An 11,174-nucleotide genomic window follows, 5' to 3' on the forward strand; every position below is an offset into this window, starting at 1 on the left:
ACGGGCTAAAATGCCGGAACTCCCTCCACGGCCCACCGACATGCAGCACCTGACCATCGTCACCACCGGCGGCACCATCGACAAGATCTACTTCGACGACAAGTCGGACTACAAGATCGGTGCGCCGCAGATCGGCGAGATCCTCGGCCAGCTCGGCGTGGCGTTCCAGTTCGACGTGATCCCGATCCTGCGCAAGGACAGCCTGCACATGGGCGCCGAGGACCGCGCGCTGGTGCGCTCGACGATCGAGGCGCAGCCGCACCGCCACGTGCTGGTCACCCACGGCACCGACACCATGGTCGAGACCGCGCGCGAACTGGCCAGCATCAAGGGCAAGGTGATCGTGCTGACCGGCGCGCTGAACCCGGCACGCTTCCAGGGCTCCGACGCGGTGTTCAACGTCGGTTGCGCGGTGGCCGCGGTGCAGACCCTGCCCGACGGCGTCTACATCACCATGAACGGCCGCGTGTGGGACCCGGCCAAGGTGCGCAAGAACCGCGACGCCAACCGTTTCGAGGAAGTCGCCGGCTGATTCGCGCGCAGAAAAAACGGGCCCGGCCGATCCGACCGGGCCCGCGTTGCAGCTACTGCTCCTTGGGAAAAACGGCGGGTCATCCCTGGCCCGTCAGGGGGCTTACCAGTTGGCCACCAGCGACACGCCCGAGAACGACGTATAGCCGCGCACCTTGATGTAGTAGGTGCCCGAGGCCGCACTGAACGAGCAGGTTTCCGCATTGCCGGTCCTGTACGGGCGGCAGTCGTAGCTGCTGGTGGTCGGAGCGGAACCCTTCTTCACGTACAGGTCCGCGTCACCCGTGCCGCCGGAGATCGCGATGGCCAGATTGCTGCCCGACGGCACCGTCACCGTGTAGCTGAGCTCCTGACCCGAGGAACCGGCCAGACCGGTTACCGGCACGCCATCCTGCAGGCCGCCGCTACCGCCGCCGGTGCTGTAGGACGCCTTGACCGTGACGCCGGAGTACGCCGAATAGCCGTGCACCTTGATGTAGTACTTGCCTGCACTGGGCGCGGTCACGGTGCAGCTTTCCGCATTGCCGGCCTTGTACGGGCGGCAGTCGTAGCTGCTGGTGGTCGGCGCACTGCCGAACTTGGTGTACAGGTCGGCATCGCCGGTGCCGCCGGAGATCGACATCACCAGATTGCTGGCGCCGGTCGGCACGGTGATGAAGTAGTCGTTGTCGCCACCCGTCGCACCGGACACGCCGGTGACGCCCACGTTGTTCTGCAGCTCGCTGGTGGTACCGCCGCCACCGCCACCCGAACAGCTCACGCCTACGCCGGTGAAGGCGGCGATCACGTCGTTCGCGTTGTAGCCCAAGTCGGTCGCCGCCGACTGCACGCCGCAGGCGCCGGAGTTGAAGGTGGACGTGGTCGTCCAGTACGACTTGTTGGCGAGCGCGAAGGCCTGGAATGCCTTCTTCACGTCCCAGCCGCTGGTCTTGGCCAGCAGGCAGAACGCCTTGTTGTACACGCCGCTCGAATAATGCACGTCGAGGCTGGAGGTGTAGTTCGCCGCGTTGTCGATCGAGCCGCCATCCTGCGGCGGGTTGCACATGTAGCGCAGGGCGTCGCCGATGCCGGCGCTGGTCTTGACGATGTCGCGACCGACCAGGAAGTCGGCGGCGCCGCGGTCGTAGAACTCGGCCGCTTCGCCGGCGATGTCCGAATACGCCTCGTTCATGCCGCCGGACTGGCCGCTGTACTCGAGGCCCGAGTTCTGCTCGGTGTAGCCGTGGCTGATCTCGTGGCTGGTCACGTCCAGCGACACCAGCGGATAGAACGTGCTGGCGCCGTCGCCGAAGTACATCGCGCTGCCGTCCCAGAACGCGTTCTCGTAGTTCGACTTGTAGTGCACCTTCATCACCAGCTGGATGCTCAGCGGCGGCGCGCCGGTGTAGGCGGTGTACATGTCGTGCACGACGCCACCGAAATGATGCGCGTCGTTGACCGGCGAATACGCGCCGTTGGTGGCATCGGTGTCGCTGTTCGGGCAGGTGAAGCTGACCACCGAACCACCGCTGGTGCCGTGGTTGAGGTTGTAGGTCTTGACGTTGGTGTTGACCAGCGTGCAGGTGCTGCCGGACTGGGTCACGTCGAGCGCGGCGTAGTCGGTGCCGTAGAGGTACTTGCCGGTCTTGGTGTTGCCGCCGGGGCCGGTGGCGGAGGCATCGGTCAGGCCGTTCCAGCTCTTGATCACCTCGCCGGTGTTGGCGTCGACGATCGCGGTCGGGCGCGACGGATTCGCGCCGCCGACGAAGTAGGACACGCGATAGACCAGGCGCGCCGTGCCGTTGTCCTGCGGGTACACGAACAGGTCGGTCATCTGGTTGCTGATCGTGGCGCCACCGATCAGGGTGGTGTGCGCGTGCGACTGCAGCGCCGCGATGGCGCGGGCGGCATTCAGCTTCGGCGCGACCGAGGCCAGGCCGAGCTGGGCGTCCTGCATCAGCTCGCCGGTGGCACGCAGCGCATTGCCATTGGCATCCTGCACCACGGCAATGCTGCGGCCGTAAACCGGCACGCCGCGGAACATCTGCTGCTGACGCACGACCTTGTGCCCGCCGGGAATGGCCACTGCACTGCGCGGCACCAGCGACATGTTCTGGCCAAGGTTCAGTTGGGCGGCCAGCGAACCGGCCGGCACCGCACCGAGATCTTGTGCGTGCAAGGTCTTCGTGTTGGCAGCGGTGGCCACCGACGCAGTAGCCATGCCAATCGCGGCAACCAGCAATTTCAGACGGTAATGATTGGGCATTCAAAACTCCTAGACACTATTTTCGGGACAAACGAGCCCGATGCGGCCACGTAGACCCCATGCAAGAATTGCCGTGCGAGGCACGACCCCTTTTTTCGTGTGCTGTCTAGCGATCCCAAACTACGTCCGGATCGACTGCCTCCCCCTGGCATTCCGTTGCATGGGCAGCGCGTGGACGCGTAACTGCAAGACGGCGATCAGGCCGCCAAAGGATCATCCGTCAACCTCCCCGATGACGAATCCGGCTACGTTATTCCTTGCGAACCATCGCAACAATCTGATTTTTTCCTACGCAGGGTGACAGCAGTCACAGGACGCGGGATCTGCGCCGCCGCCGACGTGAGTGATGCGCGAAGAAAAAATGGTGGCACATGCGATACGCAGCCGCGCGCCACGAAGTCGCGTGCCGCGATGAGCCGTCATGTCGGAACGGATGGAATGCGCGAAGCCGGGAAGTCCCCGGCAACTTTCGCGGGCACGGCGGCTCGGAGTCAGAGCATGCCGGTTTCGAGCTTCGCCGCGTCGGACATCATCGAATGGGTCCACGGCGGATCGAACACCAGGTCCACATCCGCCTCGACCACCGTGGGAATCATCTCCAGCTTGGTGCGTGCGTCGTCGACCAGGATGTCGCCCATGCCGCAGCCGGGTGCGGTCAGGGTGAGTTTCACGTAGACCTTGCGCTCGCCGGATTCGGTCTGCTCCAGGCTGAGGTCGTAGACCAGCCCCAGCTCGACCACGTTCACCGGGATCTCCGGATCGAACACGGTGCGCAACTGGTCCCACGCCAGTTTTTCCACGTCCGCGTTGGTGGCGTCATCAGGCACCTCGATCGGCGCCGGTCGTTCCTTGCCCAACGCATCGGCGTCGTCGCCGGCGATACGGAACAGATTGCCTTCCACGTAAACGGTGAAGCTACCGCCCAGCGCCTGGGTGATGTAGCCGATCTGGCCGGCCGGCAGGGTCACCACGTCGCCTTGCGGCACCATCACGGCGCCGCAATCACGCACCAGGGTGAAGGGTTCGCTGCTCAGACTGAAACCACTCATGCCAACGCCAATCCTGTATCTGCGGGCACGGCCATGCGTCGAACCCTGGTTGTCTATTATGCCGCCCGCCGCGCGCAGCCGCTTGTCCCAGATCAGGCCGGAATCACCACAACTCAAGGGATACCCGCCGGCGACACGTTATGATGGCCGCTTTACCCGACGGAAAGACGCATGCGCCCTGCCCTCCTGACGTGTCATCGCCGATGAGCGCGCGCACCGTATCGCTGTCGGTGTTCGTGCTGTTCAGCGCCGCCATGCTGGGACTGGCCGCCGGCGCCGTATGGATGGTGGCGGCGTTGTATCTACGACACCCGCTGCCATGGCTGGCGTTGCCGATCGGCGCGCTGCTGGCCTGGACCATCCGCGCCGGCGTGCGCCCGGCCGGCACCAGCGCGGCGCTGCTGGCGGCAGGCGCCACCTTGCTGGCCGCGCTCTACGTCAACATGCTGGTCGCCGGCGTGCTGATCGCCGGCAACATGGGCATGGGCCTGATCGAGGCAATGCGCACCGCCGGCCTCGGCATGCTGTGGCACCTGGCGCGGATGGCGCTGTCGCCGGCGGACTTCGGCTACGCCGCGCTGGGCATGTTGCTGGCCGCGTGGCTGGCCTGGCGCAAGCCGCGCCGGCGTTGAAGCGGACTAACGCCGATCAGGCGTCGACCTCTTTCAGCGACGCCACCAGTTCGCCCACCGCCGCCTGGCCATCGCCGTACAACATGCGCGTGTTGTCGGCGTAGAACAGCGCGTTCTCGATGCCGGCAAAACCAGTGCCCTTGCCGCGCTTGATCACGATCACGTGCTTGGCGTTGCCCACGTCGAGGATCGGCATGCCGTAGATCGGCGAGGCCGGATCGGTCTTCGCCAGCGGGTTGACCACGTCGTTCGCGCCGATCACCAGCGCCACGTCGGTGGCGGGGAATTCCGGGTTGATGTCGTCCATGTCGGCGATCAGGTCGTACGGCACGCCGGCCTCGGCCAGCAGCACGTTCATGTGCCCGGGCATGCGCCCGGCCACCGGGTGGATCGCGAACTTCACCTTCACGCCGCGCTTGATCAAGAGCTGGGCAAATTCCCACACTTTGTGCTGCGCCTGCGCCACTGCCAAGCCGTAGCCGGGCACGATCACCACGCGCTCGGCGTAGGCCATCATCACCGCCGCATCACTGGCGTCAACCGGTTTCTGCGCGCCCTCGATCGCCTGCGCCTCGCCGCCGGCGGCGCCGAAGCTGCCGAACAGCACGTTGCCGATCGAGCGGTTCATCGCCTTGGCCATCAGCTGGGTCAGCAATGTGCCCGCCGCGCCGACCACGGTGCCGGCGATGATCATTGCCTCGTTGCCCAGCACGAAGCCCTCGAACGCCACCGCCAGGCCGGTGAACGCGTTGTACAGCGAGATCACCACCGGCATGTCGGCGCCGCCGATCGGCAACGTCATCATCAGGCCGAACAGCAGCGCCAGCGCGAAGAACAGTGCGATCAACGGCACGCTGGCGTAGCCCGTCGCCAGCAGCACGCCAACGACCACCGCCGCTGCCAGCAGCAATAGATTGACTGCACGCTGGCCCGGAAACACGAAGCGCTTGTCCAGCCAGCCCTGCAGCTTGGCGAACGCGATCAGCGAACCGGAAAAACTCACCGCGCCGATCAGCGCGCCGAGCACGCCCAGCGCCAGTTCGGTCGGCGACAGCGTGGGCGGCAGGCCGTTCACTGCCCAGGCTTCCGGCCGCAGCGGCGAGGTATCCGGCACCGCATGCAGCAGGCCCAGCCCGCGCGCGTAGCCGATCAGCTCGACCGCGCCGATCGCCGCCGCCGCGCCACCGCCCATGCCGTTGTACAGCGCCACCATCTGCGGCATCGCGGTCATCGCCACGCGGCGACCGCTCCACCACGCGGCGCTGACGCCGATCAGCACGGCGGCGATGATCAGCCCGCGGTTGTGCATGTCCGGCAGGAAGAACGTGGCCAGCACCGCCAGCAGCATGCCGAAGCCGGCCCAGACGATGCCGCCGCGCGCGGTGCGCGGCGAACTCATGCGCTTGAGGCCGAGGATGAACAGCAGCGCGGCGAGGAAATAACAGGCCTTGATCAACATCGGCAACCAGGCCATCACTTGACTCCCTTGCCGGCGTCCGGCTTGCTGGACTTGAACATCTCCAGCATCCGCTCGGTCACCACGTAGCCGCCGGCGGCGTTGCCGGCGCCCAGCAGCACGCCGACGAAGCCGATCGTCATCTCGAATGGCGTCTGCGCATGGCCTAATGCGATCATCGCCCCGACCAGCACAATGCCGTGGACGAAGTTGGAGCCGGACATCAGCGGCGTGTGCAGGATCACCGGCACCCGCGCGATGATTTCATAGCCGGTAAACGCGGCCAGCATGAAGATGTACAGCGCCAGGAAACCGTCGATCATGACCCCATCCCCCGTGAGAGCCGCCCGCCAGGACGTCGAGTTCGCATCATACGGGTGCGGGTCAACCCGTGCGAGCCTGCCGCGTTGAACACTGGGAACCCACCGACGGAGCCCGAGGATGCTGCACCCGACGCCGCGGCCGACGAGTCCATGAACAGCGTAGCCGGCACGCTCGACACGGGCCTGCTCGGCGACGCCCGCGAAACGCCCGCCACGCTGGATGCGTTCCTGGCGCAGGTCGAGCGGCGCGCGTTCCGCATGGCCGAGCTGCAGCTGCGCCACCGCGAGGACGCCATGGACGCGGTGCAGGACGCCATGCTGCGACTGGTCAGGCATTACCGCGACAAGCCCGCCGCGGAATGGGCGCCGCTGTTCTGGGGCATCCTGCGCCGGCGCGTGGTCGACCTGCAGCGCCGCCGCAAGGTGCGCTCGATCGTGGTGGGCTGGCTCGGCGGCGGCCGCGACGACGACGGCGACGAACTGCCCGCGTGGGAACCGGCGGACCCCGGCCAGGATCCGCTGGGCCGCCTGCACGACGTGCAGTCGTACGCGGACATGGCTGCCGCGGTCAGGCAGCTGCCGACACGCCAGCGCGAGGCCTTCATGCTGCGCATGCTGGAAGGACTGGACGTGGCCGAAACCGCCCGCGCCATGGGCTGCTCCGAAGGCAGCGTGAAAACCCATCTGTCGCGCGCGATGCACCATCTGCGCGACCAACTGGAGGACTGGCGATGACTTCGCCCGACGAACATTTCGAACGGCGCGCCCGCGAACTCTGGCGCGAGGCTGCCCAACGCATCGACCCGGCCACCGCCGGACGCCTGCGCGCAGCCCGACGACAGGCGCTGGAGACAGCCAAGGCGCCCGCGCACCGCGCCGTGCGCTGGCTGATCCCCACCGGCGCCTTCGCCGCGATCGCGCTGGCCGCGATGATGGTGTGGCAACCGTTGCCGCAGCACCACGCGGTCAGCGCAATGCACGCCGCCAGCAGCGTCGACGATCTGGACAACGAGCTGCCGCCGGATGCCGACAAGACCGATCCGAACCTCTACCAGAACCTCGACTTCTACGGCTGGCTGGCTTCCACCGACAGCCACACGGCAACCCGCTGAGCCATGACCCGAATCCTTCGCCCGATCCTGCCCCTGCTGCTTGCCGCCCTGCTCGGCAGCGTTGCCGTGGCGCCGCTGCACGCGCAGGACGCACCGCCGCCCCCGCCGCCCCATGGCGACATGCCGCCACCGGCGCCGCGCCCGTGGAGCAGCCTCGACCCGGCCCAGCGCGACGTACTGGCGCCGCTGCAGAAAGCGTGGGACGGCATGTCGCCGCGCAAGCAGTCGCGCATGCTGCAGCGGGCCGAACACTGGGTCACGCTGTCGCCGGAAAGGCGCGAGGAAGTCCGCCAGCACATTGCCCGCTGGCAGCAGATGACGCCGGACGAGCGCAAACAGGCGCGCGAGAACCGGCGGAAATTCAACGAGCTTTCGCCGCAGCAGCGCGAACAACTGCACGCCACCTTCGAGCGTTTCCAGCAACTGCCGCCGGCACAGCGCGAGCAGCTGATCCGCGAATGGCACGCGCTGCCGCCCGCCGAACGCCTGCACTGGGACGAGCGACGCGGCCACGACCGTCCGCCGTCGCCACCGCCACCAAGCGGCCCGGACCACCCCTGAGCAACGAACCGCCCCGCCCTGCGAAAACCCCATTCAGCCGGTGAAGCGCGTCTCGCCGGCGTGGCTCAGGCAGCTCTTCGCCACCAGCTCGTCGTCGAAATCCGGCTTCAATGCGCCGTCGCGCACCAGCAACTCGACGAAGTTGAACACGTTGCGCGCGTACATCTCCGACGCATGCAGCGGCGCACCGGCCGGCAGGTTCAGCGGACCCAGGATCACCACCCCGCCATGCTCGACCCGCTCGCCCGGCCGGGTCAGCTCGCAGTTGCCGCCGCTCTCGGCAGCCAGGTCGACAACCAGCGCGCCCGGCTTCATGCCTGCGACCATCGCTGCGCTGAGGATCTTCGGCGCCGGCCGCCCCGGCACTGCGGCGGTGCTGACCACCACATCGAACGATTTCAGGTGATCGGCCAGCGCCTGCTGCTGCGCGGCGCGCTCCTCCGCCGACAGCTCGCGCGCGTAGCCGCCGCTGCCGGCCGCGCTGACGCCGAGATCGAGGAACTTCGCGCCCAGCGACTCCACCTGCTCGCGCGTCTCCGGGCGCACGTCGTAACCCTCGATCTGTGCGCCGAGCCGGCGCGCGGTGGCGATCGCCTGCAGGCCGGCCACGCCGGCGCCGATCACCAGCACCTTCGACGGCCGGATCGTGCCGGCGGCGGTGGTCAGCATCGGGAAGAACTTCGGCGAAGCCTCGGCCGCGATCAGCATGGCGCGGTAACCGGCCACCGCCGCCTGTGAGCTCAGCACGTCCATCGCCTGGGCGCGGGTGGTGCGCGGCAACAGCTCCAGCGAAAACGCGGTGAGCTTGTGCGCGGTCAGCGCGGCGATGCGTTCGGCCGCGCCGTACGGGCGCAACTGGCCGACCACCACGCTGCCTTCGCGCAAGCCAGCGAACACCGTATCGGCCGGCGGCAGCACGCAGGCCAGCACGTCCGCCTGCGCCAGCACGCCGGCGGCATCGGCAAATTCGGCCTCGGCGTAGGTGCTGTCGGGAAAACCGGCGGCGCGCCCCGCGTCATGCTCCAGCAATACGCGCAAGCCCTTGCCACGCAGCTTCTTCGCCATCTCGGGCGTGATCGCCACGCGCCGCTCCCCGGCGGCAGTCTCGCGCAAGGCGGCAACGGTGATCGGCATGGTGCAGTCCCCTCGGCATTGGTCCGGTCATCTTAACGGCACTCGCGGGTTTTGATTCGGGCCGGCGCAAAAGAGTAAGCTGGCCCGCCGGCATACGCGGTCCGCACCGCGCCGGGGTCAGCGCTGGAGATCCCGATGCCCGCCATTTCCGATGTTTTCGACGGTCTGCTGGCCCTGGCGCGCAACGCGCGCGAACAGGCCTATGCGCCGTATTCGAACTTTCTGGTCGGCGCCGCGCTGCTGACCCGCGACGGCCGTCGCTTCAGCGGCTGCAACGTGGAAAACGCCTCCTACGGCCTGTGCAACTGCGCCGAACGCACCGCCCTGTTCAACGCGGTCGCCGCCGGCTGCCGGCCTGGCGACTTCGCCGCGCTGGCGGTGATCGCCGACACCGACAACCCGGTCAGCCCTTGCGGCGCCTGCCGCCAGGTGATGTCCGAACTGTGCGATGACGCCATGCCGGTGTTGCTGGCGAACCTGCGCGGCGACACCCAGCAGACCAGCGTGGCCGCCCTGCTGCCCGGTTCGTTCAAGCTGCCGCTGTCGGCGTGACGGTTCGCGCGTCATCGGCCCGCCCGCTAGCATGGGCCTTCCCCCATCGAAAGAACCGCTCCATGCCCGCTGCCCTGTCCCTGCTCCAGCAACGTCATTCCGTCCCCTCGCGCCAGCTCGGCGAGCCGGCGCCGGACGAGGCGAGCCTGCATGAACTGCTGGAGGCGGCGATCCGCGTGCCCGACCACGGCAAGCTGGTGCCGTTCCGGCTGATCCGCCTGCAGAGCGAGGCGAAGCTGGCATTCGGCGAGCGGCTGGCGGCGATCGCGATCCGCAATCACCCGGAGATGTCCGACGCCAAGCTGGAGAAGGAGCGCGCGCGCTACAGCTTCGCGCCGCTGGTGATCGCCGTGGTCGCCCGCCTGCATGTCGACAGCAAGGTGCCGGAGATCGAACAAAAACTGTGTGCCGGCAACGTGGCCTACAACATCCTGCTCGGCGCCTACGCGCTGGGCTACGGCGGGCAATGGCTGACCGGCTGGGCCGCGTACGACCGCGAGGTGGCGGGCATCCTCGGCCTGGCGGAACACGAGCACGTGGTCAGCTTCGTCCACCTCGGCACGCCGCAGATCGAGGTGCCCGACCGCGACCGCCCGGCGCTGGTCGACCTGCTGAGCACGTGGACGCCGTGAACGCGCCGGCGAACGGACGTCCAGCCGTCCATCTCGTCGACGGCAGCATGTATGTTTTCCGCGCCTGGCACTCGATGCCGGACGAGTTCTTCGACGCCGACGGCCACCCGGTCAACGCGGTGCACGGCTACACCCGTTTCCTGTGCGAACTGCTCGAACGCGTGCAGCCCGAACACATCGCGGTGGCGTTCGACGCCTCGCTGACCAGCTCGTTCCGCAACGCGATCTACCCGCCGTACAAGGCCAACCGCGACCTGCCGCCGCCCGATCTGGAGCGGCAGTTCGTGCAGTGCCGCGCGATCACCGAAGCGCTCGGCGTGCACCTGATGATCGACCACAGCTTCGAGGCCGACGACCTGATCGGCAGCACCGTGTGGAACCTGCGCGCGCAAGGCTGGCCCAGCGTGATCGTCTCCGCCGACAAGGATTTCGGCCAGCTGCTGGGCGAGCACGACGAGCAGTGGGACTACGCCCGCGGCCTGCGCTGGGGGCCCGCCGGCGTACACGAAAAACTCGGCGTGCACCCGCACCAGGTCGCCGACTACCTGGCCCTGTGCGGCGACAGCGTGGACAACATCCCCGGCGTACCCGGCATCGGCGCCAAGACCGCCGCCGCCCTGCTCAGCCACTTCGGCAGCCTCGACAGCTTGCTCGACCGCATCGACGAAGTCGCCTTCCTGCGCTTGCGCGGAGCCGTGGCCTGCGCCGCCAGACTGCGCGAACACGCCGAACAGGCACGCCTCTACCGCCGCCTCACCCGCATCGCCCTGGACGCCCCCGGCGCCAGCAGCATCGACACCTTGCTACGCCGCCCCCGCCAGCCCGACCAGCTCGAAACCCTGTGCGAGCAACTTCGCCTCGGTGCCTTCACCCGCAGCCGTTTGCGCGCATTGCTGCGCTGACCGAGCTTGCTCATACCCCCGTTCGCCCCCGGATCAAGTCCGGGG

The 11,174-nt window shown here is 67.9% G+C and carries 13 protein-coding genes; 8 read left to right on the top strand and 5 right to left on the bottom strand.

From position 1 onward, the window contains the following. Positions 1–40: 40 nt before the first annotated feature. A complete protein-coding gene (locus tag ASG75_RS06885; protein ID WP_056387136.1) occupies positions 41–532 on the top strand; it encodes an asparaginase domain-containing protein in 492 nt (163 codons plus the stop codon). Positions 533–634: 102 nt separating this feature from the next. On the opposite strand, the gene ASG75_RS06890 is transcribed toward ASG75_RS06885, so the two are convergent. Continuing rightward, the gene (locus ASG75_RS06890; protein WP_056387138.1) at positions 635–2,776 is read right to left on the bottom strand and encodes a pre-peptidase C-terminal domain-containing protein; all 2,142 of its coding nucleotides are present in this window, start codon (positions 2,774–2,776) and stop codon (positions 635–637) included. A gap of 491 nt (positions 2,777–3,267) precedes the next feature. Beyond that, complete coding sequence (gene sufT / locus ASG75_RS06895; RefSeq protein WP_056387140.1) at positions 3,268–3,825, bottom strand: putative Fe-S cluster assembly protein SufT; 558 nt, start codon at positions 3,823–3,825, stop codon at positions 3,268–3,270. A gap of 203 nt (positions 3,826–4,028) precedes the next feature. On the opposite strand from sufT, the gene ASG75_RS06900 reads away from it, so the two are divergent. Then, positions 4,029–4,457: a hypothetical protein gene (locus tag ASG75_RS06900; protein WP_056387142.1), complete on the top strand. Its 429-nt coding sequence runs from the start codon at positions 4,029–4,031 to the stop codon at positions 4,455–4,457. Positions 4,458–4,473: 16 nt separating this feature from the next. Here ASG75_RS06900 and ASG75_RS06905 read toward each other — a convergent pair whose 3' ends face one another. Then, positions 4,474–5,931, bottom strand: a complete 1,458-nt coding sequence (locus ASG75_RS06905; protein ID WP_056389105.1) for an NAD(P)(+) transhydrogenase (Re/Si-specific) subunit beta — start codon at positions 5,929–5,931, stop codon at positions 4,474–4,476. Then, positions 5,931–6,236: an NAD(P) transhydrogenase subunit alpha gene (locus ASG75_RS06910; RefSeq protein ID WP_056387144.1), complete on the bottom strand. Its 306-nt coding sequence runs from the start codon at positions 6,234–6,236 to the stop codon at positions 5,931–5,933. Before ASG75_RS06910 ends, ASG75_RS06905 begins: the two co-directional genes overlap by 1 nt. A gap of 150 nt (positions 6,237–6,386) precedes the next feature. Here ASG75_RS06910 and ASG75_RS06915 point away from each other — a divergent pair, with 150 nt between their 5' ends. Genes ASG75_RS06915 through ASG75_RS06925 form a run of 3 tightly spaced genes read left to right on the top strand, consistent with a single transcriptional unit; the run spans position 6,387 to position 7,909 of the window. Next, positions 6,387–6,971, top strand: a complete 585-nt coding sequence (locus ASG75_RS06915) for an RNA polymerase sigma factor (protein ID WP_056387146.1) — start codon at positions 6,387–6,389, stop codon at positions 6,969–6,971. Continuing rightward, positions 6,968–7,348, top strand: coding sequence for a DUF3619 family protein (locus ASG75_RS06920; RefSeq protein ID WP_056387148.1), 381 nt, complete (start codon positions 6,968–6,970; stop codon positions 7,346–7,348). Before ASG75_RS06915 ends, ASG75_RS06920 begins: the two co-directional genes overlap by 4 nt. Positions 7,349–7,351: 3 nt before the next feature. Further along, positions 7,352–7,909: a DUF3106 domain-containing protein gene (locus tag ASG75_RS06925; RefSeq protein WP_056387150.1), complete on the top strand. Its 558-nt coding sequence runs from the start codon at positions 7,352–7,354 to the stop codon at positions 7,907–7,909. 33 nt (positions 7,910–7,942) lie between these two features. Here ASG75_RS06925 and ASG75_RS06930 read toward each other — a convergent pair whose 3' ends face one another. After that, on the bottom strand, positions 7,943–9,043 hold the full coding sequence (locus ASG75_RS06930) for an NAD(P) transhydrogenase subunit alpha (protein WP_056387152.1): 1,101 nt from the start codon (positions 9,041–9,043) through the stop codon (positions 7,943–7,945). A 135-nt stretch (positions 9,044–9,178) separates the two neighbouring features. Between ASG75_RS06930 and cdd the strand changes: the two genes are divergently transcribed. The 3 genes from cdd to ASG75_RS06945 all read left to right on the top strand — a co-directional run bounded on the left by cdd (position 9,179) and on the right by ASG75_RS06945 (position 11,129). Beyond that, the gene (gene cdd / locus ASG75_RS06935; RefSeq protein WP_056387154.1) at positions 9,179–9,595 is read left to right on the top strand and encodes a cytidine deaminase; all 417 of its coding nucleotides are present in this window, start codon (positions 9,179–9,181) and stop codon (positions 9,593–9,595) included. A gap of 62 nt (positions 9,596–9,657) precedes the next feature. Next, on the top strand, positions 9,658–10,227 hold the full coding sequence (locus ASG75_RS06940; RefSeq protein ID WP_056387155.1) for a nitroreductase: 570 nt from the start codon (positions 9,658–9,660) through the stop codon (positions 10,225–10,227). Next, the gene (locus tag ASG75_RS06945) at positions 10,224–11,129 is read left to right on the top strand and encodes a 5'-3' exonuclease H3TH domain-containing protein (protein WP_082547580.1); all 906 of its coding nucleotides are present in this window, start codon (positions 10,224–10,226) and stop codon (positions 11,127–11,129) included. The genes ASG75_RS06940 and ASG75_RS06945 overlap by 4 nt, the downstream gene beginning before the upstream one ends. The last annotated feature ends 45 nt before the right edge of the window (positions 11,130–11,174 follow it).

Source organism: Rhodanobacter sp. Soil772, assembly GCF_001428385.1.
Lineage (GTDB): Bacteria > Pseudomonadota > Gammaproteobacteria > Xanthomonadales > Rhodanobacteraceae > Rhodanobacter.